We start from the raw sequence: 21,545 nt of genomic DNA, 5'->3' as shown, positions 1-21,545 counted from the left end.
CCGTTGGGGCACCAGCCGGACCCGCTGGACCGTCGCCTCGGCCGGACTCTTCGGCACTCTGCTGATGGTGCCCGCCGGGGCGTCGGCGGCGGTTCCTTCGGGGGTGCCGCGGTGGGCGGCCTGTCGGTTCGGGTCCTGGCTCGGATCGGGGGCGGACGAGGGTCCGGTTCCCGGACTCAAGAGGTCTCTCTTTCCGCGCCGGTTGGTCGGCGCCGGTGCGCTGTTCTTGCGGTTGCTCCTACAGGTGCGCGAGTTTGTGCAGGACGGGTGCGGCGTTGCGGAGGGTCTCCCACTCCTCCTCGGTGAGCCGGCCTGCCAGCTCCGTCAGCCAGGCGTTGCTCTGGCTGCGGCTCGCTTCGAGCATGGCTTCGGCCTGCTCGGTGGCGGTGACGGTCTTCTGTCGGCGGTCCTCGGGGTGCGGCTCCAGCCGCACGAGCCCGCGTTCCTGGAGCTGTCCGACGATGCGGGTCATCGACGGCGGCTGGACGTGCTCCTTGCGGGCCAGCTCCCCGGGGGTCATGGCGCCGCAGCGGTGCAGGGTGCCGAGGGCGGAGAGCTCCGCGAGGCCGAGGGACCGGTCGACCCGCTGGTGCCGGATTCTGCGGGCGAGTCGCATCACTCCGACGCGCAGTGTGTTGACGGCGGCGGCGTTCTCTGGGCTGACGCCCGGTGTTTCCGGCATGTCTCCCAGGGTATCTCATTAGCTTGCCTAACGAACTACAATTTTCCCGGGCACCCCCTTCGAGTGACCGCCCCCACAGCGGACCCCCGCGTCGCGCGACTCACCCGTTCGGGTGAGCCCGGGGGAGAAGACTCCCTTTCGGCAGGCGGCTGCGCCGACCGTGGGGAGATGACATCGCGAGTGCTGAGCCTCCGCCTCGACGGGGAGCTGATCGACCGGTTGACCCGGCACGCCTCTCTTCGCGGCATGACCCTCCAGGACTACGTGGCCGGCGTGCTCGTCCGCGAGGACTTCGACGAGCGCTTCCGCGACGCGGTGGAGCGGACCGACCGGCTCGACGCGGTGGAGCGGACCGACCGCCTCGACGGGCGCGGGCAGGTCGGCCAGGACGTCTGACGGCCCCTCCCGCGCCGCGGACCCGCCACCGCCCGTGGCCCCGACGGCCCGGCCCCGCCGTCCACGGCCAGGCCGTCGCGTGCCGCACGCCCGGCGGGCCCGCACCCCGCGCGGGCACCCGGGCCGACTAGGCTTGCCCGGACGGGCCCGGAGCGCCCGGCAGCAGCGGCGGTGGCGCCGCGCGCCGGAGCGGGGCGGGCGGGGCGCGGGCGGAAGGCAGGACGGACGGATGCGCTGGAGCGACCTGACCAGCGGCAAGCGGCAGGCTCCCCCGCCGCTGGAGGGGCCCGTGGCGCTGGTGGTCGGCATCGGCACCGGCCTGTGGGCGCTGGCCTTCCTCGCCCAGCTGCCCTTCTGGTCCCGGTACGCCGAGGACGGCCGCACCAACTGGATCTGGACCTGCCTCGTCGGCGTCGGACTGGGGCTGTTCGGTCTCTGGTTCAACGGGCGCCGGGAGGCGGCGATCCGCCGTGACGCCGAGCGCGCGGCGAGCGGCACGGCCGCCGGCTCCTCCGCTGCGGCGACCGGGGGCGACGACCCCCGACCCGACACACCCACGCACTGACCCCCGGCCGCCCGCTCGCGGGCGCGGGGGCGGGGGCGGCCGGTACGGGAAGCCGGCCACCGCGACAGCGGGCGGGCCGACGGGGCCGATGGGCCACCTACCCACCGCAGCCTGGGAGTTCACCGCGAGCGGATCACCGCGCCTCCCCGTGAGGAGCAGCCCGGGGCCGCCGGAAGGCCACCCCCGGGCGGGGGACAGGGCCCGCGGCCGCTGTCCGTGAGCCACAGAATCCACCCCCGGCGTGCCCTACCCGGACACGCCCCGACTACGCACAAGCGCACAGATCCTCGTAGTGTCTGCTCCATGATGCAGACCGATACGGAGGCGCCGGTGAGCGTACGCGGCCTCACCAGTGCCGAAGTGGCCGAACGCGTCGCCCGGGGGCAGATCAACGACGTTCCCGCGCGATCATCGCGCTCCACCTCGGAGATCGTCCGCGGCAACGTCTTCACGTTGTTCAACGGCATCATCGGGGTGCTGTTCGCGATCATCCTGGTCGTCGGCCCGATCCAAGACGGCCTCTTCGGCTTCGTGATCATCGCGAACGCCGGTATCGGCATCATCCAGGAACTCCGCGCCAAGCGCACGCTGGACAGTCTCGCCGTCATCGGGGAGGCCCGCCCCAAGGTCCGCCGCGACGGCACGTCCGTGGAGGTCTCCACCCGGGAGATCGTCCTGGACGACGTCGTGGAGCTGGCGCCGGGCGACAAGGCGGTGGTGGACGGCGTCGTCACCGAGGCCGAGAGCCTGGAGGTCGACGAATCGCTGCTGACCGGCGAGGCCGACCCGGTGCTGAAGAAGCCGGGCGACCCGGTCCTCTCCGGCAGCTTCGTGGTCTCCGGCGGGGGCACGTTCCGCGCCACCAAGGTCGGCCGGGAGGCCTACGCGGCGCAGCTCGCCGAGGAGGCGTCGCGCTTCACCCTGGTCCACTCGGAGCTCCGCAGCGGCATCAGCAAGATCCTCAAGTTCTGCATCACGCTGATGATCCCCGCCGCCGTCGGCCTGGTCATCAGCCAGCTGGTGGTCGAGCGGGCCGACACCTTCGAGGCGATCCGGCGCATGGTCGCCGGCATCGTGGTGATGGTCCCCGAGGGACTGGTGCTCATCACCTCGATGGCGTTCGCGATCGGGGTCATCCGGCTGGGCCGCAAGCAGTGCCTGGTCCAGGAGCTGCCGGCGATCGAGGGCCTGGCCCGGGTGGACGTGGTCTGCCTGGACAAGACCGGCACCCTCACCGAGGGCGGCATGGACGTCACCGACCTGCGGCTGCTGGGCCCGGCGGCTGTCACCGGCGCGGGCGGCAAGGGCGCCGGCAGCTCGGACTCCGGCGCGTCGCCGGACGGCGACGAGAGCTACGTGCGGGCGGTGCTGGGCGCCCTGGGCGCCTCCGACACCCGGCCCAACGCCAGCCTCAAGGCGATCGTCGAGGCCTACCCGGCGCCGGACGACTGGCGCTCCACCGACGCGCTGCCGTTCTCCTCCGCCCGCAAGTTCAGCGGTGCCCACCTGGTCGGGCCGGACGGTGCCGAGGCGACCTGGCTGCTGGGCGCCCCCGACATCCTGCTCCGTGACGGCGACGCGCGGCTGGAGGCCGTGGAGGAGCTGAACCGGCAGGGCATGCGCGTGCTGCTGCTCGCCCGCTCCGAGCGACCGCTGGCGGAACTGGCCGCGCGCGACGGCAGCGGCGACCCCTCGCGGGACGTCGCTCCGGTGGCGCTGGTCGTCCTGGACCAGCGGCTGCGCCAGGAGGCGCCGGACACGCTGCGCTACTTCGCCGAGCAGAACGTCGACGCCAAGATCATCTCGGGCGACAACGCGGTCTCGGTCGGTGCCGTCGCCGCCAAGCTGGGGCTGCCCGGCGCCGAGTCCCCCGTGGACGCCCGGCACCTGCCGGACGACCCCGAGGAGATGGCGAAGGCCGTCGAACGCGGCTCGGTCTTCGGCCGGGTCTCCCCGCAGCAGAAGCGCGACATGGTCGCCGCGCTCCAGAACCGCGGCCACAACGTCGCGATGACCGGCGACGGCGTCAACGACGTGCTGGCGCTGAAGGACGCCGACATCGGCGTCTCCATGGGCGCCGGGTCGGAGGCCACCAAGGGCGTCGCCCAGATCGTGCTGATGAACAACAGCTTCGCGACGCTGCCGTCGGTGGTGGCCGAGGGCCGGCGGGTGATCGGCAACATCGAGCGCGTCGCCAACCTCTTCCTGACGAAGACGGTCTACTCGGTCTTCCTCGCGTTCGCCGTGATCATCAGCCAGGTGCCGTACCCGTTCCTGCCGCGCCACATGACGCTGTTGTCGGCGTTCACCATCGGCATCCCGGCGTTCTTCCTGGCGCTCGCGCCCAACATCGAGCGGGCCCGGCCGCACTTCGTGCGGCGGGTGCTGCGGTTGGCGGTGCCGTTCGGCCTGATCGCCGGTGTCGCGACCTTCACGACGTACCTGTTGGCCCGGCACCACTACGGCGCCACGGAGGACACGCTGACCGCGGAGACGTCGGCGGCGACGCTGACGCTCTTCCTGTGCGCGATGGGCGTGCTCTCGATCATCGCCAGGCCGTACACCTGGTGGCGGCTGGGGCTGCTGCTCTGCATGGGCGGCGGTTTCCTGGTCGTGCTGGTCACCCCGTTCCTGCGGGAGTTCTTCGCACTGGACCTGGTCGGCACCACCATGCCGCTGATGGCGGTCGGCATCGCCGGTGTCGCACTGGTGTTGCTGGAGGTCTCCTGGCGGGTGGTCCCCCGCCGCTTCCCCGACAAGCCGGAGAGTGCCGAGGAGCGCCGCGCCGCCCGTCGTGCACGCCGCGCGGCCCGCTCCGGCGGGTAGCCCCGGGGCCCGCACCACGCGGGAACCCCGCCAGGGACGCCGCACACCGCCACGGTGTGCGGCGTCCCTGCGCGTGGGGACGGTCGTTTCGCGTCAACTGCACCGGTCTTGTTTGGTAGTTGGGGTTCCGATGGGGCGGCGTGTCCTCCTCGGCGGTCGTTGACACCGCCATGACCATGGGTCGTCACGCGGGGCCGGAGCGGCCGGCCTCGGAGGACGCGGAGGCACGGGATGCGCAGCATTCGCAGGACAGGCGCACGTTCGGCAGCGCTGGCGGCGGTCGCGGCGCTGGCGCTGACCGCCTGCGGCAGCGGGGACGACGAGCAGAACGGCAGCGAGGCAGCCGAGCCCGCCGGGCAGCAGCAGGAGGACGACACGGCCGGGGAGACCGGCGCGGACGACGGCGCGGCGACCGGCGACGCCGACCCGGACGCCGGCGAGACGGACGACACGGCCACCGACGATGCCGGGACCGACGCCGACACCGATGCCGACGAGGCGGAGGAGACGGAGCCGGCAGGGCTCGGTGAGGACGACGAACCGGCGCTGCGGGCGATCACCGTCGAGGAGGGCGAGGAGGCCGACACCATTCGCCTGGAGTTCGCGGAGGAGGTCCCCGCCTTCTGGCACGATGTCGTCTCGGAGGTCACCCACGGCGGCGAGGGCACCGACCTGGAGGTCGAGGGCGACTGGCTGCTCTCCTTCAAGTTCACCAACCAGGGGTTCGCGCACCCCGACCCGGAGATCGACGGGCTCAACGACCTCGTGGTGGACGCGAAGGCGTCGCCCGTCTTCGAGGGCGAGAACACGGTCGGCATCGGCCTCAGCGGTCACGGCTTCGAGGGGCAGCAGCTTCCGGAGTACGTGTTCTCCAAGGACGGCAGCACCATGGTCATCGAGGTCGCCCGTGCGACCGACGGGCCCCGTGAGCCCACGGAACTCTGAGCGCCGGCAGCCCCGGCAGCATGACAGGACGGTGCCGCCCGCCCCTCGGTCCGAGGCGTGGCGGCCACCGCCCTGTCATGAGCCGGCCCGGCGCGGCGCGCCGCGGGGACGCGACCCGGATCACTCGGTGCTCTCGGCCTCGGGATCGTAGGAGCTGACGACCCCGGCCCAGGTCAGCACGATGTAGATGCCGTTGGCGTGGGCGACGGCGTCCTCGCCGTTCGCGGTGATGGTGTCCTCGGCGCCGCTGCTGCCGGAGATCTTCGCCTCCCAGTGCGTGTCGTCGTGCCGGGTGACCTCCACCTCCCAGCCGCCGTCCACGGTGAAGGTGCCCGGTCCCTGCTCGCCCGCGCCGGTCCAGGCGTGCAGCGAGCCGTCCGTCTCCAGCACGACGTACATGGCGTTGAGCTCGATCCCGTCCAGCCCGCCCTCGGCGCGGAGCGTCCCGAGGACGCCGTCCTCCCCGATGATCTCGGCACGGTAGATCTGGAAGTCGATCTCGTAGATGTCCACGGCGGAGCCGTCGGGAAGCTCCTCGGTGCGGTCGAGCTCGCCGTCGTCGCCGTCCTCGGCGTCTCTTTCGGCGGCGGGACCACCGGCGTCCGCACCGTCGTCCTCGGTGGTTTCCTCCTGCTCGGACGTGGTGTCGTCCTCGGTGCCGGTCTCGGTCTCGGAGGCGACCGTCTCGGTGGCCTGCGCGTCGTCGTCGGCGGAGTCGTCGCTGCCGCAGGCGCCCAGGGCCAGGGTCGCGGCGAGGACTCCGGCGGTCAGGGCGGCGGAGCGGGTGGTGCGGCGGGTGCGCTGTCGGGGCATGTCGAAGTCCTCCACCGGGTGGTTCGTTGCCGCCGCGCGCGTGGGGCGGTGGCTCGGTCCCCCGCGCCTGCTCCACCTCCAGACGCACAAACACCGGCAGCCCCATCCCGGAACCGGTTGCCCGACCCCCTCCAGCTCATGAGGGGGGTCGCGCACCGGAGAACACCGCAGGCCGCCCCGGAACGGGAGCGGCCTGCGGTCACGCACTACGGCTCAGCGGGTCAGACCGCTCTCGCGTACGCCGGCGACGAAGGCGGCGAACGCACCGGCCGGCAGCGTCAGTACCGCGTCGGCGGGTGCTTTGGAATCACGCACCGACACCGCGCCCTCGGTGGTGACCAGGTCGGCGGTCGCCTCGACACAGTCGCCGCCGTTGTTGCTGTGAGAGGAGCTGAACCAGCGCAGGCCCTCAGAGGAACCAGCCGTCATGCCAGCCTCCCCCCGCGCACCCCGCCGACGAAGGCGGCGAACGCATCAGTCGAGAGCGACAGCACCGCGTCAGCGGGCGCCTTGGAATCACGCACCGGGACGATGCGGTCCGTCGCGGCCAGATCGGCCGACACCTGCACGCAGGCGCCGCCGTTGTCGCTGTAGGAGGAAGTGAGCCAGCGCAGGTCCGTTGACGAAAGACTGGTCATGCCAGCCTCCCGCCACAGAGGCCGCCCACGAAGGCGGCGAACGCTGGACTAGGAAGCATCAGCGCTGCCTCAGACGGGGCTTTGGAGTCACGCACCGGAACGATGCCGTCAGCAGCCGACTCGGCCGCCACCTCGACACAGGCGCCGCCGTTGTTGCTGTAGGACGAGCTGAACCAGCGCAGGCCCTCAGGGGAACCAGCCGTCATGCCAGCCTCCCCTCGCGCACCCCGCCGACGAAGGCGGCGAACGCATCAGTCGAGAGCGACAGCACCGCGTCGGCGGGCGCCTTGGAATCGCGGACCGGCACAGTGCCGTCAGGGGCGGCCAGATCGGCCGACACCTGGACGCAGTCGCCGCCGTTGTCGCTGTAGGAGGAAGTGAACCAGCGGAGGATGTGGGTCGTCATGAAGTGCCCTTTCCGTGCTGGGGTTCATGGCCGCGCGGAGCGGCCTCGGCTCAGCGGCTGAGTCCGCCGTCGCGCACACCGGTGACGAACGCGGCGAACGCACCGGCGGGCAGCGCCAGTACCGCACCGGCCGGGGTCTTGGAATCGCGCACCGGGACCGTGCCGTGGCGGGCGACGAGATTGCCCGCCACCTCGACGCAGTCGCCGCCGTTGTCGCTGTAGGAGGAGGTGAACCACTGGGGGGTATCGGTCATCACAAGATGCCCTTTCGTACCTGCTCGATCATGGCCACGGAGTCGGCCTGGCTGAGCGCTTCGGCCTGTAGCTGATGGTAGTTCCTCAACATCTGTGGCACAGCAGTGCTTTCTCGGTCCATGTGGCCCTGCGTCTGCGACTCGGCATAGAGCACCAACGAGCGGTCCGGCAACGTCAGCAAGTTGATCGGCAGATTGAATGGCCGCCGCTCCCCCAGCGTGAACGGCGCGATCTGGAGGACGGTGTTCGGCAGCTCCGCAAATCGGAGCAGTGCCCCCAGTTGCTCATCCATCACCAGCGGACCGCCGACGATGCGCCGGATGCAGCTCTCGTCCATCACCGCCATCACCGTTGGCGGGCGGTCCCGGACCAGCGCCACCTGCCGCTCGGCGAGGAACTCCACCCGCTCCACGGCCTGTTCAGCGTCGATGTCGCCCCGTCGCACGGCGCTCTCCGCCAGGACGCGGGCGTAAGCAGGTGTTTGCAGCAGGCCCGGAACGATGCCGATCTGGTACAGCCGCAGCTCCTCCGCGCGGGCCTCGTACTCGACGTACTGCGGGAAGCCCTCCAGCAGCGATCCCTGCCGCATCTCGCGCCATTTGCGTTCGAAGAGCCCCTCGGTGCGCAGCGCCTGGTCCGCATTGCGCGCGAAGCGCAAGGTCGGCAGTTTGCGGCCGGTTTCGATGGATGAGAGATGGGTGCTGGAGTACTCCATTCGTCCGGCCAGCTCGTCCTGTTTCCACCCGCGGTCTTCGCGCCACTGGCGGACCAGTGCGCCGTACGCCGCCTGCGGAGAGCTGTCCGGGTCGAGCTCCTTGAGATTCATCGGTCCCCCACGGACTTCCTGTGCCGAAATGCCAGGTTGAGCGGCTTCTGACTCTAGGCCAACCTGACGGTGCCGGGTAGTGGAGTCACTACGGAGAGGAGCGGCCGGTGGTTGTCGTGCCCAGCGGCAGGAATCACGACCGGGGCGCGCGATGTCCGGATCGCGCGGGTGAGCGGTGACCGCGGACGGGACCGACAACGCCGCAGAAACGGAGCCACCCGGCTCCCTGCGCGAACTACTGCTCAGAAGCGCCGCGTTGACGCGCGCCATTGATGACCATCTGGAGGAGTTGCGGAAATGCCGCACCACGGAAACCGGTTCGCCGGGCGCAGCCGGAACGACAGATCCGCCGGGTTCACCCGGACCGGGGACCGCCCCGTGACGGAGTCGAGGAAGTCGGCACGGTGAGCGGCGGCACGCGGGTGGACGGCTTCTGGTGCGAGACCGTCGTGCGGTGCCCCGACGCCGGAGGCGAGTGGTACCTGGGCGGGCACTGGGCCGCCACCCCGGCCGAGGCGCTGCGCTGGCTGCGGGGGCAGGCGCTGCGGATGGCCGACGCGCTCGACCCGCGTCCGGGCGCGGGACCGCTGCCGGCGGGCGCACTCGCCGCCGTCGCCTCCTCGCCGTGGTCGCCAGGTCGGGTGTTCCGCGACTGGGCGGACGACACCGCCTTCCTGCGGGTGCAGCAGGCGGCCCTGGCGGCCGGTCGCCCGGTCAGCGCCAACGCGCGGGGCCCGGACCGTGTCCGGGGCGTCGGCGAGGTGGACGTCCTGTACTCGCTGTCCGCCCGCCCCGTACTGCGCGGCGCGCCCGCCCGCCGACTGCTGCGCGTCACCTGAGCCCCTGCACGCCCCGCCGGCCGGAATCCCCGCAGCGCCACCGCATCCCGCCCGCCCCGCCAACTCGCCCGCCGAACCCCGAGAAGGAGAGAGCCGTGTACGAGGAGATCAGTTTCGCCAACTCCGACCGGGAGGCGGTCGAGTCCGCCGCCCAGGAGTTGTTCAACCACGTCAAACGACTGGGCGTCCGGCTCGACGACATCGACGTCGTCGACCCGTGCGACGTCTGCCGCCGCCCGGAGTACCAGGTGCATCTGGGCCGGCTCACCGCCGACGAGGTGGTGACGCTCAACACGGCGCTGGCGGAGCTGGTCGCGGAGCGAGGCTCGCGCCGCCCCTGAGCTGTGACGCCGCCCGTGGCGGGGGCCGACCCGGCTTCCGGGTCGCCCCCCGCCATGCGTTCGGGAGCGTAACGGGCGTCCGCGTCAGTCGAACCAGCGGGCGGTGGCCAGTTCCGCGGTGCGGTCGGGGTCCTCCAGCAGCGCGGCCAGTTCGAAGCGGCGCGGCCACTGCCCGGCCGCCCAGGCGAGACCGGCGGCCAGTCCCTCCACCGTGGCGGCGTGGACCGTGCCGTCGAGGTACCGCCAGTCCACCGCGACGCCGTCCACGAGGAGTTCCTCGTGCTCCCGGTAGGTCGCCGGAGCGTCCTCCCCCAGCAGGGCGCGGGCCGCCTCGGGCACGGGGTGCTCGGTGCCCGGGCCGCTGACCGGGGCGGGCAGCAGCGAGGAGAGCAGCGGCACGTCCAGCACCGCGGCCAGCTCGGCGGCGTGCCGGGGGTCGACCGGCAGCAGCGGCCGGTCACCGGCGGAGGCCAGCAGGTCCGGGGCGTCCGCGACGGCGGCGTCCCCGGCCGGCACCACCACGGTGCGGCCGTCGGCGGCAACCGCCCGCACCTCGTCGGGGAGGGTCACCTCCTCCGGGTCGAGCGCGGCGAGCAGCGTGTACAGCCCGTGCAGCTGCTCGGCTGCGACCGGGAGTTCGGCGTCGGCGAGGCGGGCGAGCAGCTCCGCCGCGCCGCCGGGCTCGGCCAGCAGCGCGTCGGCGCTGGTGCGGACGCCCAGTGCGCGCAGCACCTCGGGGTCGGCGTCGGCGGTGTCGGCCGGCTCGTACAGCCCCGCGAGGAGCGGGTCACCGCCGGCGGCACGCAGCCCGGCGGGACGGCGCCCGCCCAGCACCGGGGCGCCGCGCAGCCACCAGGCGGTGTACGGCCGGGCGGTGGCCACCGTGCCGTCGGGCATCCGGACCCGCAGCGGGCGCACCAGCGCGTCGCGCAGCGGCGGCTCGGAGAGCATCGCCAGCACCCGCGGCCACTGCTCGTCGTCGACGAGCTCCAGGTCCCGCACGGCGAGCAACTCGCCGGCCACCGGCGGGAGGTCGGCCTCGGGCAGTGCGTCGAGCAGGTCCTCGCACCAGACCTCGACGGCGTCCAGCAGCCCGGCGTCGTCCGGTTCGGGGACGTCGGAGTCGCCCGGCACCAACTCGTCGGGGTCGAGGACCACATCGGTGGCGCGCACCAGCGGGAAGCCCGCCTGCACGCCGACAGCGGTGAGCGGCCCCTCGCCCCAGCGCTCCGCGAACGCCTCGTCGCAGGCGGCGAGTTCACCCTCCCGGATGACCTGCTGGAAGGGGCTGCCCGGCAGCACCAGTTCGTAGGCGGGCGTCAGTTCGCCGTCCTCGTCCGGCAGCGGAAGGGCCGCCAGCCAGGGCAGGTCGCCGGGCGCCAACTCGGCGTCGGCCACCAACCCGAGGACGAGCCCCGCCAGTTCGGCTGCGTCCGGGGCGTCCTCGTCCCACAGCTCCCCGTCGTGCGCGGCGGTCACCAGCGCCCGCACCTGCGGCGTCTCCAGCACGGCACGCCCCGTGGCGGGGGCTGCGCCGAGCTTCTCCAGCAGCGGGTGGACCGCCTCGGGGTGGGCGACCCGCAGTCCGAGCCGCGCCGGACCGGCGGGGTCGCCGCCCGGCAGCGGCAGCAGCACCTGCCGGGGGCCGACGACCGTCCGGCCGTCCGCCAGCGGCACGGGCAGCCCCGTCAGCCGGTCCGGGTCCACGCCGGCCAGCGAGTCGTACAGCTCCCGCCACCAGGACGGCGGGCGGTCGGCGCCCGCGACGCGGTCCACCGCCTCGCCCAGCGACACCCGGGCCACGCCCAGCAGCCGGGGGGCCGGGTGCCGTTCCAGGCCGGCGGGGAGCAGGTGCGGGAAGAGCTGGGCCAGGACCGCGACGGTCGCGGCGCCGGCGTCCTCGACGAGTTCGGCCTCGGTGGCGCGCAGCGCCTCGCGGCGGCCCTCGGCCTCGGCCGAGCCGTCGCCGCCGGGCTCGTTCCCGTCGCCGGCGGACAGCGCCGTGAGGGGCGCTGCGGGCGGCAGGAAGGGCACCTCGGGAAGGCGGGCGGCGAGCCGCTCCCTCAGCCCGGAGTCCAGCACCCCGGCGCCCAGGGGCCCGGGAACCAGCTCCAGCGTGCCGGGACCGACCGGGCGCCAGGCCGCGAGCAGCCGGGTGTAGCCGTCGGCGGCCCGGTCGAGCAGGAACTCGGTCAGCGGCCCGGGGGCGACCTGCCGGCGGGTGGAGTCCAGCGGGAAGGACGCGATCAGCAGCGCGGGCAGCGAGAGCGGTTCGCCGGTGGGCGTCGGGGCGTGGACCACGGCCTCGGCGTCGGGCCGCGCGGGGGCGCCGTCCGCCGCGACGGGGACGGCCCAGGTGACCGTCCACAGCGGGCGCTCACGCTCCTCCAACGGGCGATCGACGAGCAGGTCCGCCTCGGCACGGCCGCGGGCGGTGACGGTCCGCCAACGCGTCGTCCGCGCGCCCTCGGTCACCACCACCTCCGCCGGCTCGCCGGGTTCCGCGGCGCCCTCACCCTCGGTGCCGCCCTCCGCGTCGGCGGTGTCGGGAGCAGCGGCGGTGTCGGAGGGGACGGCGTCGGTCCGGACCAGCGTCCGGCTTCCTGCCGGGGTCACCACGGTGATCTCCGCCAGGGCGGGCAGCGCCAGCAGCAGCGGGTCGCCGACCTCGGCGAGCAGCCGCGCCGCCAGCTCCTGGGCGGCGGCGTCCCGCAGCGGCAGCGCCACCACGGTGTCGTACCCGTCGGGCACGGTGAACGCGCCCGCGGGGAAGGGCAGTCGGAGCAGCGGAACGGCGTGCCGGCCGGCGCCGCGCCGCTCGACCTCTGCGGCCAGCCCCGGGGCACGCCCCGCGACCTCCGCCGTCAGCGCCAGCGCCTCGGTGAGCGACCAGCGCAGGCCGCCGGTGCGGCTGTGGACGGCCGGGGTGTCGGTGACGGTGAGGGTCGCGGCGAAGCCGACGCCGAACCGGCCGACGCTGGGCGCGTCCCGCTTGGCGGAGGCCCGCAGCGAGGACAGCGACCCGGCGCCGGCCGCGGTCAGCGGCTCACCGGTGTTGGCCGCGGAGAGCACGCCGTCGGCCAGCTCCAGCCGCAGTCTGCCCGGGACGCCCGCGCGAACGGCGGCGTCGGCCGCGTTCTGCGCCAGCTCCACGACGATCCGGTCGCGGTAGCCGCCGCGTGCCAACTCCTCCTCGGCGTTGGCGTCCTCACGGAAACGCGCGGGCGAGGCGGCCCAGGCGTCCAGGACGGCGCCGCGCAACGCGGCGGTACCGAAGGGGTCCTCGGCGGTGGTGCTCTCATCGCTCAGATCGGCAGTCACGTCGGTGACAGTACTCGCCGGCCGCCCCCCGCGTTCCCGCCCCGGCGCCCGGTGAGACGGTCGGCACACGCGGCGCCCGCCGGGCCGTGCCCGCCGACCGGGAGGGCCGGACGGCAGGGGCCCGCGGGGCGGGTGGGGCGCGGCGGGCGGCGCCGGGAGGGTCCGCACCCGCGCGGGCGGCTGCTAGCGTCAAGGCCCGTGCCCGACATAATCTTCCTGCTCATCGCCGGTACCGCAGTCTTCGCAGGCGCCCTCGTCCAGGGCACCGTGGGGCTCGGCCTCGGCCTGCTGGCCGCCCCGGTGGTGGCGATCGCCGACCCGTCCCTGATGCCCGGATCGATGCTGGTCGCCAGCATGGTCACCCCCCTGATGACGCTGTGGTCCGAGGGACGGCACGTCGACTGGCGCGGCCTCGCCTGGGGCCTGCCGCCCCGCATCCCGGGGTCGATGCTCGGCGCATGGCTGGTGGCCGTCCTGGAGCCCCGGCTGCTCGGTCTGGTCGTCGGCGTCATGGTGCTGCTGGCGGTGGCGGCCACCATCTCCGCCGTGACCGTGCGCGTCACGCCGGTTTCGCTGATGTCCGCGGGGATGATCTCCGGCGTCACCGGGACGGCCACCTCGATCGGTGGGCCGCCGCTCGCCCTGCTCTACCAGCACTCCCCCGGCCCGACCGTGCGGGCGACCCTCGGCGCCTACTTCGTCATCGGCGCCGCGATCTCGCTGGCGACGCTCCAACTGGGCGGCCAGCTCACCGGCGAGCAGCTGATCGCCGGTGCCGCGCTGATCCCGTTCGTGGTCGGCGGCTACTTCGTCTCGATCCCGGTGCGGCGGCGCTGGGGCGCCGGCGGCATCCGCACCGCGCTGCTGTGCGTGGTGTCGCTGTCGGGCGTCGTCCTGATCGTCCGCGCCCTGGCCTGACCGGTCCGACCGGCCTCACTGGTCCGACGCCGTCCGACACCGGGCGCCGGGCGGCGTCCGACGGGCCGTGGCCCCGCCGGCCGAGCCGGGACGGACCCAGCCCCGCGGCCGCGGCAGCCGCCGCGGGTCAGAGCGGGTCGGCGCCGACGTGGTCGATGACCGGGCCGGGCCGGGGCGCCGGCTTCGGCATCAGCGTCGCCGCCTCGGAGTGGGCGCCGCAGCCGAACCCGAGCGAGACGACCCGCCCGTCCGCCGGCGCGTACTCGTTGGCGCAGACCCCGAACCCCTGGCGGAGCGAACCCGCCAGCGGCACCAGGAAGCCGCAGCTGAGACAGGACGCGGGCGCTCCCTGCGCCATCGGGGTCCCGGCGCCGTAGTTCTCGTCCCAGCGCTCGGCAGCCTCGGCGAGGCCCAGACGGGAGAGGACGTGGGTACGGCCCAGCCCCAGCTCGTCGGCGAGCGCCGCCGTCTCCGCGCGCCGGTTGTCCGACGGCCGCACCCCGGCGGCGGCGACAGCGGTCGCCTCCGGCGACGCATCGGCGGGAACGCCCGCCTCCCCGGACTCCGCCTCGGACTCCGCGGCCTCCTCGACGACGGCGAAGCCGGGCTCCAGCCGCGGGTCGCCCTCCTCCACGGGCAGCAGGTCGCCGGGGCCGAGATCGCCCGGACGCAGCCGCTCGCTCCACGGCAGCCACTCCGGCGCCAGTAGCGCGTCGTCGCCCGGGAACAGCGTGACCTCGTCGACGGTCACATGGCGGGCGCGGGCGGCACGGACCACCGTGACGCCCCAGCGCCAGCCGCGGTACGCCGGGTCGGCGGACTCGAAGAAGTGGGTGACGACGCGGCCGCCCTCACCCTCCCCCTCGGCGCCGAGATGCGGGCCGACCGGGTGCGGGAAAGCGGCTTCCTCGGCGACCTCCCGTGCGAGCGGCACGGCATCCGCACAGAGCCGGTCAGGGGTCCGGCTTCGGGTAGCAGCACTCACTGGATATCGACTCTTTCCTACGCGTTGTGCGGTGCGAACGCCAACGGCGAGCGGAGCTGACGGAGCGGCTACGGGGTGTGAGACCCGCGCCGCTGCGACGTCGTGCTGCTGCACGTGGGCACGATGCACCGGTCGGTCCACGCTACCGCACGTGTGATCCGCGCGACGCCCGCCCCGGAAGAAGGCGTCCCCGATCACGGCGCCGCGCCCGCGGACCGCCGTGCCGCCACTCGGCAGGAGGCCGGCGCGGACACCGGGCATCCGACGCGCCCGGGCGTGTCGCACCCTCCTGCCCCCTTTCGGGCGCACCGTCCCGGCCACCGCGCGACGCGCGGGACGGCACTCCTTCGACGCATCGCGACCACGGACTCGCCCCACGCTCTACGCTTACGCACGTGGCCGCTGACAGCTCGTCCGATCGGGGCGCCGGTGCCGGGGCCGGAGCAGTGCTCCGGGGTCTCCGGGCGACCGGCCGTGCCGTCGCCGGTCCACCGCGCCTCGTGGGCCGCCGCATCCGGAAGGCCACGCACGCGCAGGGAGCCGGCGAGTCCGGCCTCGGCAAGCTGATAGAGGTGCACGCGGTGCACTCGATGGGCGACATGCTCATCACGATGGCGCTGGCCTCCACCATCTTCTTCGCCGTCCCCACCGACGAGGCGCGCGGCCGGGTCGCGCTCTACCTCGCTGTCACCATGGCCCCGTTCGTCCTCCTCGCGCCGGTGATCGGGCCGCTGCTGGACCGGCTGCCGCACGGCCGCCGCGCCGCGATGTCCGGCGCGCTGGCCTTCCGGGGGGTGCTGGCGCTGCTGATGACCGGCGCCGTCGCCGCGGGCGGCCTGGAGCTGTACCCGGCCGCGCTGGGCGTCATGATCGCCTCCAAGGCGTACAACATCGTGCGGGCCGCCGTCGTCCCCCGACTGCTGCCGACGCAGATCTCCCTGGTGAAGGCCAACGCGCGCATCACCCTGACCGGGCTCATCTCGGCGGGCGCGGCGGCACCGCTGGGTCTGGTGCTCAACCTCATCAGCCCGGAGGCGCCGCTGTACGGCGCGTTCGTCATCACTCTCATCGGCGCCTTCATGTCGTTCCGGCTGCCGCACAAGGTGGACCTCGCCAAGGGCGAACGCACCCTGCACCTCCAGGAACTCGCCGAGGCGCGGGCCGCCGGACGCGAGCAGGACGGCCGAGGCCGGTCCCGGGTGATCCGGGCGACCGGCACCACCGTCTTCAAGGCGCTGGTCGCCAACTCCTCGCTGCGGGTGCTCTCCGGATTCATGCTGTTCTTCCTGGCGTTCCTGCTGCGCGAGCAGCCGCTGCCGGGGCTGGCGGCCGCGCTGTCGCTCGGGCTCGTCGGTGTCGCCGCCGGCGTCGGCAACGGGCTGGGCAACGTCCTCGGCGCCTGGGCGCGCGACCGGGCCCCCGAGTTCATCCTGCTGGTCATGATGGTCCTCGCGGTGGTGACGACGGTCTCGGCCGCCGTCGCCTACGGCACGGTGACCGTCATCCTGGTCAGCGCGGTCGCCGGACTGTGCCAGGCGATGGGCAAACTCTCGCTGGACGCCCTGATCCAGCGCGACGTGCCCGAGGTCGTCCGCACCTCCGCCTTCGCCCGCTCCGAGACGATGGTGCAGATGGCGTGGGTCCTCGGCGGCGGCATCGCCATCGCGCTCCCGCTCAACGGCACCATCGGCATGGCCACCGCGGCGCTGCTGCTGCTGGCGGGTCTGGTGGTCACCTTCCGGGGGCTGGCCGCGGGCGCACGGCGCGGCTCGCCGCACCCGCGCGTTCGGTGACGGGCGACGCCCGGTAATCTGCCCGCATGACTGCGATCTCCAGGAGCCGTGGCCGCCGGGCCGTCCGCACCACTCTCGCCGCCGGCGCCGTGTCACTGGGGCTGGCCGCCCTCACGGCGTGCGACAAGCCGAGCCCGAACGCCCACTTCACGCTCGGCACCGCCACCTCCACCATGGAGACCGCCACCGACTGCTACGGCCACGGCGAGGCGCTGGGCGTCGACGAGGCCCGCGCCTGCCTGGAGGACACCGCCGACGTGCGGGTCTTCACCACCGAGGGCGGCGAGACGCTGCGCGTCGGCGTCGACCCGAAGATCGCGGAGACCGGCTGGCTGCTGTTCGTCAACGGCAACCCCCACGCCATCGACCCCTCGTACACCACCTACCGCAGCTTCCCGGCCGACCAGCTGTACGCCGCGTCCGACGCCGCGACGCTGCCGGGCCAGAGCGAGGAAGCCTTCGCCGACGTCGTGCAGATCACCGTCGCGCAGGTCTCCGAGGACTACGACACCGAGGCCCTGATGGCCGCGTTCGGTGCCGCCCAGACCGGTGACTTCGGCCCGTTCGACGAGGCGCTGTTCGGCCAGTTCGAGGGCGTGTGGAACCTCCAGCTGGAGCAGAAGGAGCACTGACGGCTCCGGCGCCGCCGGGTACCGCGTGAACGCCGTTCCAGTCCCGCAGCAGCAGCCCGACCCGGGCGCCGGCGAGCCCGCCGCGCACCGGCCGGGCGGCCCGGGGCTGCCGCGCCCCGGTGACGGCGCCGGGCCGCGCGTCCTGGTCGTGACGGCCGTCGACGCCGAACGCGACGCGGTGGCCGCGGGCTGCCCCGACGTCACGGCGATCGCCGCCGGTGTCGGACCCGCCGCCGCGGCGGCGGCCACCGCAGCCGAACTCGCGACCGCCGTCGCGCACGGCCGTTCCTACGCCCTGGTCGTCTCGGCCGGCATCGGCGGCGGTTTCGCCCCGGCCGTGCCGGTGGGGGCGACGGCGGTCGCCACCGCGCTCGTCGCGGCCGACCTCGGGGCGGTGACCCCCGACGGCTTCGCCGACGTCACCGCGCTGGGCTTCGGCACCGTCGCCCACCGGCCGCCCGCCGAACTGGCGGGCGAAGTGGCCGCGCTGACCGGTGCGCACACCGGTCCGATCCTCACCGTCTCCACCGTCACCGGCACCGCGGAACGCGCGGCGGAACTGACCGCCCGTCATCCGGGCGCCGTCGCCGAGGCGATGGAGGGGTTCGGCGTCGCCGAGGCCGCGGCCCGCGCCGGCGTCCCCGTGCTGGAGCTGCGCACCGTCTCCAACGCGGTCGGCCCCCGCGACCGCGCGGCGTGGCGCATCCCCGACGCGCTGCGCGCGCTGACCGCCGCCTTCCGCGCCGCCGGCCCCGCGCTGACCGCGTACGCGGCTGCGGCCGCGCAGCCCCGGCCGTCCGAGCCGACCCCCGACGCCCCGCCGAACCAGGAGGCACCATGACCGAGGACGCCACCACCACCGGCCCGGAGACCGCCGGCGGGCCGGGAACCGCGACCGCGCCGGGCGCCCCGCTGGACGTGGCGTACTCGCCGTGCCCCAACGACACCTTCACCTTCCACGCGTGGGCGCACGGGCTGGTGCCGGGCGCCGAACGGCCCGAGGTCACCTTCGCCGACATCGACGTCACCAACGGCATGGCGGAGCGCGGCGAGGGCTCCGTGCTGAAGGTGTCGTACGCGGTGCTGCCGTGGGTGCTCCAGGAGTACACGCTGCTGCCGTGCGGCGGCGCCCTCGGCCGCGGCTGCGGGCCGCTGGTCCTGACCCGCGGTGAGGACGGCCCGGCCGGCGGCTCGCCCGCGACGGCGGCCGGGCTCTCGGGCCGGACCGTCGCCGTCCCCAGCGAACGCTCCACCGCCTACCTGCTGTTCCGCCTCTGGGCCGCGGCCAACGTCCCCGGCGGCGTGGGCGAGGTCGTCGTCCTGCCGTTCCACGAGATCATGCCCGCGGTGCGCGACGGCCGCGTCGACGCCGGACTCGTCATCCACGAGGCCCGGTTCACCTACCAGCGGTTCGGGCTGCACCGGCTCGCCGACCTCGGCGAGTTCTGGGAGGGCACCACCGGCCACCCGATCCCGCTGGGCGCCATCATCGCCAAGCGCTCACTGGGCGCGGAGCGCATCGCCGCACTGACCGACGCCATCCGCGCCTCGGTCCGCCAGGCGTGGGAGCGGCCGGAGGCGTCACGCGACTACGTGCTGGCCCACTCCCAGGAGATGGAGCCCGAGGTCGCCGACCAGCACATCGCGCTCTACGTGAACGAGTTCACGGCGGAGCTGGGCGAGGAGGGGCTGGCGGCCGTCCGCGAGCTGCTCGACCGCGCCGCCGCCGAGGGACTCGTCCCGCCGGTCACCCTCGACTGAACGCCGCCCGGTGCGCCCGCAGCGTGCCCGCGCCCGGCCCGTGCCGGCGCCCGCGGCCCGGCACGCTGCAGGCGGGACGGGTCAGGGCAGGTCTCGGCGGGTCGGCCGGGCGGACCCGCCCCGGACAGGCCGGACGCCCGCCGCCGCTGCGCGGTGACGGGCGCCAAGCCGGGAACCGCCGCGCGCGGGGCGCGGCCGGTTCACACGTCGAGTTGGTCGGCGACGGCGCGGAGCAGCCCCGCGACCTGTGCGCCGCTGCGCTTGTCCGGGTACTTGCCGCGCTCCAGCTGGGAGGTCACACCCTCCAGCAGCGTGGTGAGGTCCTGCACGATGGAGGCCAGCTCGTCCGGCTTGCGCCGCTGGGCGGCGGCGACCGAGGGCACCTGGTCCAGGACGGTCACCGACAACGCCTGGTCACCGCGTTGCCCGGCGACCACGCCGAACTCCACGCGCTGACCGGGACGCAGCACGTCCACACCCTCGGGCAGGACCGACGAGTGCACGAAGACGTCGCCGCCGTCGTCGCGGGACAGGAAGCCGAAGCCCTTGTCGGCGTTGAACCACTTCACCTTGCCGGTAGGCAAAGCACACCTCGCTCCTCAGTCAGCCGAACCACAGTCGTCGCAGGTCAGGCTATAGGTCGGTCGTGCTTCCCGCCGTCGTCCCCGCAGCCTCGCGCAATGGATACCCACCACGGGCCCCACCCACCCCTGCCGAGTCCCACCGAAGGCGCCGATCACGTCACATCCCGGAGCGGCTGCGCGGCGGGCCGGACGGGCGCCGCTGCGGCGCGGGAAGCGACAGCGGACGCGGCCGGGGGTACCGGTCCGGTGTGCCGGGGTACCGGCCCGGTGCGCCGGGGGCGCCCTCTACGCTGGAGGGGTGAGTGAGAGCCCTGAGCACGCCAATTCCCCGGGTGACCTGCTGGTCCGCGTCGGCGGCATCATCTTCGCCGTGGGCGCCGTGGCGACCCTGATCACCTTCGTCCCGATGTTCATCGGGTCCGAGCCGTTCCCGGTCGGCGCGTACGTTGTGTCGATGCTGATGGGCGTCGGCTTCGCCGTCGCCGGCGCGGGGATGGCGCGGTCCATCGCCGCGCAGCGGCGCCGCGACCGCGCGGCCGCCGCGGGCTGACCGCACCGGAGGACCAAGGACGCCGCGCGGGTCGCACCCGCGCGGCGTCCTCGTGCTGCCCGCCGTGGCGGCCCGGAGGCCACCGTCCGGCCGACGCGCGGTCCCTGCGTCCCGGCTCAGCGACCGCCGGCCGCGGCGAGGTGCTCCTCCAGCCAGCCGGGGAAGTCCTTGAGCCCGTTGGCGAGCAGCACGTCCGCGCCGGCCTCCCGCAGCTCGTCCGCGTCGCAGGGCCCGGTCGCCACCGAGACGGCCAGCGCACCGGCGGCGTGGGCGCCGCGCACGTCACCGACGTGGTCGCCGACGTAGACCGACGCGCCCTGCTCCCGCAGCGCCGCGCCCTTCGCCTCGGCCCAGAGGTCGCCGAAGAGCAGGTCGGGGGCGAGGCCGAGGAAGTCCAGGTGCATCCGTGCGTTGACGCCGATCTTGGCGGTCACCACCATGCTGCGGCCGCCGGCACGGCGTACCGCGTCCAGCGCCTCGACGGCGCCCGGCAGCAGCGGCGAGGTGGTGATGGCGTGGTCCGGGTACAGCGCCCGGTAGCGGTCCACCGCCCAGGGCACCCGGTCCTCGGGGAACCAGTTCTTCAGCTCCCAGGTCAGCGGCGGTCCCAGCCGGGAGACGGCCAGGTCGGCGTCGACCCACACGCCGGACTCCTCGGAGAGGGCGCGGTAGGTGCTGCGGATGCCGGGCCGGGTGTCCACGAGGGTCATGTCGAGGTCGAAACCGACGGTGGGTCCGGTGGTGGGGTTCGTCGTGGGCATGCGGTCATTCTCGGTCACGCCCCGCCGGGGCGTGCCGCCCGCGGGGTGTGAGAAACACCGCCCCGGGCGCGAGCGCGCAGGTCGGGGCGGTACGGGCAGCGCAGTGCGGGCGGCAGCGCGCGCCCGTCGGCTCAGGCCTTGCCGGGCGGGCGGCGCAGGGAGCGCCACAGCAGGAAGACCGCGGTGGCGAGTGCCGCGCCGCGCAGCAGTGCGGGCCAGTGGTCGGAGAGCGCGGTGCGGAGGACCTCGCCCTCCAGCGGTTCGCCCCAGTACTCGTTCACCCGGCCGAACAGCCAGGTGAACCAGCCGCCGACGACGAGCGCCGGCATGCCGAAGACCGCGAACTTGGCGACCGGGCGGCTCAGCCGCGGCGCCCACCAGGCCAGCAGCCAGCCACCGAGCATCGGCAGCAGCTCGGCCATGACCGCGCCGCCGACCAGCAGCAGCGCCCCGAAGAGTTCGACGGGGCCGCCTGCGTGCTTGCCCGCGGTGCGGCCGCGGAACGCGCCGCGCAGCCGGCGGGCGCCCTTCGGGCCGGGCTCCCCGGTGGCGGCGGCATCATCGAACCCGACATGCTGCGGCCCCCCGCCGAACCCGACGACCGGGTGGCACCGCCGCCCCCGGCCGACCCGCCGGCCAAGCCGGGCGATGCCGCCGCTGCCGACGGCGCGAGCGCCCCCGCCCCCGCGGCGGACGCCAAGGGCGGCC

The 21,545-nt window shown here is 74.4% G+C and carries 25 protein-coding genes and 1 pseudogene; 12 read left to right on the top strand and 14 right to left on the bottom strand.

All coding sequences use genetic code 11. The features are described from left to right. Nucleotides 1-180: hypothetical protein (locus tag HCN56_RS25805; RefSeq protein ID WP_209312649.1), on the bottom strand; the 180-nt coding region annotated here is incomplete at its 3' end. 58 nt (nucleotides 181-238) lie between these two features. Further along, entirely contained in the window at nucleotides 239-682 is a 444-nt protein-coding gene (locus HCN56_RS12595) for a MarR family winged helix-turn-helix transcriptional regulator (protein WP_167970443.1), read from the bottom strand. Between the two features lie 168 nt (nucleotides 683-850). On the opposite strand from HCN56_RS12595, the gene HCN56_RS12590 reads away from it, so the two are divergent. The 4 genes from HCN56_RS12590 (at nucleotide 851) to HCN56_RS25800 (ending at nucleotide 5,414) form a co-directional block, all read left to right on the top strand. Continuing rightward, nucleotides 851-1,078 carry a ribbon-helix-helix protein, CopG family gene (locus HCN56_RS12590; RefSeq protein WP_167970441.1) on the top strand — a complete coding sequence of 76 codons (228 nt, stop codon included), beginning with the start codon at nucleotides 851-853 and terminating at the stop codon, nucleotides 1,076-1,078. Between the two features lie 229 nt (nucleotides 1,079-1,307). After that, the gene (locus tag HCN56_RS12585; RefSeq protein WP_167970439.1) at nucleotides 1,308-1,643 is read left to right on the top strand and encodes a DUF2530 domain-containing protein; all 336 of its coding nucleotides are present in this window, start codon (nucleotides 1,308-1,310) and stop codon (nucleotides 1,641-1,643) included. A 303-nt stretch (nucleotides 1,644-1,946) separates the two neighbouring features. After that, complete coding sequence (locus tag HCN56_RS12580; RefSeq protein WP_167970437.1) at nucleotides 1,947-4,469, top strand: HAD-IC family P-type ATPase; 2,523 nt, start codon at nucleotides 1,947-1,949, stop codon at nucleotides 4,467-4,469. Between the two features lie 231 nt (nucleotides 4,470-4,700). After that, nucleotides 4,701-5,414, top strand: coding sequence for a hypothetical protein (locus HCN56_RS25800; protein ID WP_209312648.1), 714 nt, complete (start codon nucleotides 4,701-4,703; stop codon nucleotides 5,412-5,414). 120 nt (nucleotides 5,415-5,534) lie between these two features. On the opposite strand, the gene HCN56_RS12570 is transcribed toward HCN56_RS25800, so the two are convergent. The 7 genes from HCN56_RS12570 to HCN56_RS12540 form a co-directional block, all read right to left on the bottom strand. Beyond that, nucleotides 5,535-6,227, bottom strand: coding sequence for a hypothetical protein (locus HCN56_RS12570; RefSeq protein WP_167970435.1), 693 nt, complete (start codon nucleotides 6,225-6,227; stop codon nucleotides 5,535-5,537). A gap of 213 nt (nucleotides 6,228-6,440) precedes the next feature. After that, entirely contained in the window at nucleotides 6,441-6,656 is a 216-nt protein-coding gene (locus HCN56_RS12565) for a DUF397 domain-containing protein (protein ID WP_167970433.1), read from the bottom strand. After that, the gene (locus tag HCN56_RS12560; protein ID WP_167970431.1) at nucleotides 6,653-6,865 is read right to left on the bottom strand and encodes a DUF397 domain-containing protein; all 213 of its coding nucleotides are present in this window, start codon (nucleotides 6,863-6,865) and stop codon (nucleotides 6,653-6,655) included. Before HCN56_RS12560 ends, HCN56_RS12565 begins: the two co-directional genes overlap by 4 nt. Next, nucleotides 6,862-7,071 (bottom strand): DUF397 domain-containing protein, encoded by a 210-nt coding sequence (locus HCN56_RS12555; RefSeq protein ID WP_167970430.1) that lies wholly within the window; start codon nucleotides 7,069-7,071, stop codon nucleotides 6,862-6,864. Before HCN56_RS12555 ends, HCN56_RS12560 begins: the two co-directional genes overlap by 4 nt. Beyond that, nucleotides 7,068-7,271 carry a DUF397 domain-containing protein gene (locus HCN56_RS12550; protein WP_167970428.1) on the bottom strand — a complete coding sequence of 68 codons (204 nt, stop codon included), beginning with the start codon at nucleotides 7,269-7,271 and terminating at the stop codon, nucleotides 7,068-7,070. The genes HCN56_RS12555 and HCN56_RS12550 overlap by 4 nt, the downstream gene beginning before the upstream one ends. A gap of 50 nt (nucleotides 7,272-7,321) precedes the next feature. Continuing rightward, the gene (locus HCN56_RS12545; RefSeq protein WP_312871204.1) at nucleotides 7,322-7,528 is read right to left on the bottom strand and encodes a DUF397 domain-containing protein; all 207 of its coding nucleotides are present in this window, start codon (nucleotides 7,526-7,528) and stop codon (nucleotides 7,322-7,324) included. Next, nucleotides 7,525-8,352 carry a helix-turn-helix domain-containing protein gene (locus HCN56_RS12540; RefSeq protein ID WP_167970425.1) on the bottom strand — a complete coding sequence of 276 codons (828 nt, stop codon included), beginning with the start codon at nucleotides 8,350-8,352 and terminating at the stop codon, nucleotides 7,525-7,527. Before HCN56_RS12540 ends, HCN56_RS12545 begins: the two co-directional genes overlap by 4 nt. 404 nt (nucleotides 8,353-8,756) lie before the next feature. Between HCN56_RS12540 and HCN56_RS12535 the strand changes: the two genes are divergently transcribed. Then, nucleotides 8,757-9,191, top strand: a complete 435-nt coding sequence (locus HCN56_RS12535; protein ID WP_167970405.1) for a hypothetical protein — start codon at nucleotides 8,757-8,759, stop codon at nucleotides 9,189-9,191. Nucleotides 9,192-9,286: 95 nt separating this feature from the next. After that, a complete protein-coding gene (locus tag HCN56_RS12530; RefSeq protein WP_167970423.1) occupies nucleotides 9,287-9,532 on the top strand; it encodes a hypothetical protein in 246 nt (81 codons plus the stop codon). Nucleotides 9,533-9,616: 84 nt separating this feature from the next. Here HCN56_RS12530 and HCN56_RS12525 read toward each other — a convergent pair whose 3' ends face one another. Continuing rightward, nucleotides 9,617-12,853: a sacsin N-terminal ATP-binding-like domain-containing protein gene (locus tag HCN56_RS12525; RefSeq protein WP_312871203.1), complete on the bottom strand. Its 3,237-nt coding sequence runs from the start codon at nucleotides 12,851-12,853 to the stop codon at nucleotides 9,617-9,619. 198 nt (nucleotides 12,854-13,051) lie between these two features. Between HCN56_RS12525 and HCN56_RS12520 the strand changes: the two genes are divergently transcribed. Beyond that, the gene (locus HCN56_RS12520; protein WP_167970421.1) at nucleotides 13,052-13,771 is read left to right on the top strand and encodes a sulfite exporter TauE/SafE family protein; all 720 of its coding nucleotides are present in this window, start codon (nucleotides 13,052-13,054) and stop codon (nucleotides 13,769-13,771) included. Nucleotides 13,772-13,898: 127 nt separating this feature from the next. Here HCN56_RS12520 and HCN56_RS12515 read toward each other — a convergent pair whose 3' ends face one another. After that, entirely contained in the window at nucleotides 13,899-14,756 is an 858-nt protein-coding gene (locus tag HCN56_RS12515) for a DUF3027 domain-containing protein (protein ID WP_167970419.1), read from the bottom strand. Nucleotides 14,757-15,151: 395 nt separating this feature from the next. Between HCN56_RS12515 and HCN56_RS12510 the strand changes: the two genes are divergently transcribed. The 4 genes from HCN56_RS12510 (at nucleotide 15,152) to HCN56_RS12495 (ending at nucleotide 18,942) form a co-directional block, all read left to right on the top strand. Beyond that, a complete protein-coding gene (locus HCN56_RS12510) occupies nucleotides 15,152-16,549 on the top strand; it encodes an MFS transporter (protein WP_167970417.1) in 1,398 nt (465 codons plus the stop codon). Between the two features lie 26 nt (nucleotides 16,550-16,575). Then, nucleotides 16,576-17,181, top strand: coding sequence for a hypothetical protein (locus HCN56_RS12505; protein WP_167970415.1), 606 nt, complete (start codon nucleotides 16,576-16,578; stop codon nucleotides 17,179-17,181). A gap of 106 nt (nucleotides 17,182-17,287) precedes the next feature. Continuing rightward, a complete protein-coding gene (locus HCN56_RS12500; protein ID WP_167970445.1) occupies nucleotides 17,288-18,022 on the top strand; it encodes a futalosine hydrolase in 735 nt (244 codons plus the stop codon). Further along, entirely contained in the window at nucleotides 18,019-18,942 is a 924-nt protein-coding gene (locus tag HCN56_RS12495) for a 1,4-dihydroxy-6-naphtoate synthase (protein ID WP_167970413.1), read from the top strand. Before HCN56_RS12500 ends, HCN56_RS12495 begins: the two co-directional genes overlap by 4 nt. A 200-nt stretch (nucleotides 18,943-19,142) precedes the next feature. Here HCN56_RS12495 and HCN56_RS27000 read toward each other — a convergent pair whose 3' ends face one another. Further along, complete coding sequence (locus HCN56_RS27000; RefSeq protein WP_167970411.1) at nucleotides 19,143-19,526, bottom strand: cold-shock protein; 384 nt, start codon at nucleotides 19,524-19,526, stop codon at nucleotides 19,143-19,145. Between the two features lie 298 nt (nucleotides 19,527-19,824). On the opposite strand from HCN56_RS27000, the gene HCN56_RS12485 reads away from it, so the two are divergent. Next, nucleotides 19,825-20,076, top strand: coding sequence for a hypothetical protein (locus tag HCN56_RS12485; protein WP_167970409.1), 252 nt, complete (start codon nucleotides 19,825-19,827; stop codon nucleotides 20,074-20,076). 116 nt (nucleotides 20,077-20,192) lie between these two features. On the opposite strand, the gene HCN56_RS12480 is transcribed toward HCN56_RS12485, so the two are convergent. Both HCN56_RS12480 and HCN56_RS12475 read right to left on the bottom strand, forming a co-directional pair. Next, nucleotides 20,193-20,837, bottom strand: a complete 645-nt coding sequence (locus tag HCN56_RS12480; RefSeq protein ID WP_167970407.1) for an HAD family hydrolase — start codon at nucleotides 20,835-20,837, stop codon at nucleotides 20,193-20,195. 131 nt (nucleotides 20,838-20,968) lie between these two features. Continuing rightward, nucleotides 20,969-21,545, bottom strand: a pseudogene (locus HCN56_RS12475) (hypothetical protein); the annotation flags it as partial.

The organism is Streptomyces lonarensis (genome assembly GCF_012033735.1).
GTDB lineage: Bacteria > Actinomycetota > Actinomycetes > Streptomycetales > Streptomycetaceae > Streptomyces > Streptomyces lonarensis.
This window is presented reverse-complemented; position numbering and strand designations above follow the sequence as displayed.

What these genes read in the sequence shown, in the direction of transcription:
- HCN56_RS12560 (WP_167970431.1), bottom strand. Translation starts at nt 6,865, where the DNA reads ATGACCAGTCTTTCGTCAACGGACCTGCGCTGGCTCACTTCCTCCTAC.
- HCN56_RS12540 (WP_167970425.1), bottom strand. Translation starts at nt 8,352, where the DNA reads ATGAATCTCAAGGAGCTCGACCCGGACAGCTCTCCGCAGGCGGCGTAC.
- HCN56_RS12595 (WP_167970443.1), bottom strand. Translation starts at nt 682, where the DNA reads ATGCCGGAAACACCGGGCGTCAGCCCAGAGAACGCCGCCGCCGTCAAC.
- HCN56_RS12585 (WP_167970439.1), top strand. Translation starts at nt 1,308, where the DNA reads ATGCGCTGGAGCGACCTGACCAGCGGCAAGCGGCAGGCTCCCCCGCCG.
- HCN56_RS12590 (WP_167970441.1), top strand. Translation starts at nt 851, where the DNA reads ATGACATCGCGAGTGCTGAGCCTCCGCCTCGACGGGGAGCTGATCGAC.
- HCN56_RS12550 (WP_167970428.1), bottom strand. Translation starts at nt 7,271, where the DNA reads ATGACGACCCACATCCTCCGCTGGTTCACTTCCTCCTACAGCGACAAC.
- HCN56_RS12505 (WP_167970415.1), top strand. Translation starts at nt 16,576, where the DNA reads ATGACTGCGATCTCCAGGAGCCGTGGCCGCCGGGCCGTCCGCACCACT.
- HCN56_RS12555 (WP_167970430.1), bottom strand. Translation starts at nt 7,071, where the DNA reads ATGACGGCTGGTTCCCCTGAGGGCCTGCGCTGGTTCAGCTCGTCCTAC.
- HCN56_RS12570 (WP_167970435.1), bottom strand. Translation starts at nt 6,227, where the DNA reads ATGCCCCGACAGCGCACCCGCCGCACCACCCGCTCCGCCGCCCTGACC.
- HCN56_RS12580 (WP_167970437.1), top strand. Translation starts at nt 1,947, where the DNA reads ATGATGCAGACCGATACGGAGGCGCCGGTGAGCGTACGCGGCCTCACC.
- HCN56_RS12480 (WP_167970407.1), bottom strand. Translation starts at nt 20,837, where the DNA reads ATGCCCACGACGAACCCCACCACCGGACCCACCGTCGGTTTCGACCTC.
- HCN56_RS25800 (WP_209312648.1), top strand. Translation starts at nt 4,701, where the DNA reads ATGCGCAGCATTCGCAGGACAGGCGCACGTTCGGCAGCGCTGGCGGCG.
- HCN56_RS12495 (WP_167970413.1), top strand. Translation starts at nt 18,019, where the DNA reads ATGACCGAGGACGCCACCACCACCGGCCCGGAGACCGCCGGCGGGCCG.
- HCN56_RS12565 (WP_167970433.1), bottom strand. Translation starts at nt 6,656, where the DNA reads ATGACGGCTGGTTCCTCTGAGGGCCTGCGCTGGTTCAGCTCCTCTCAC.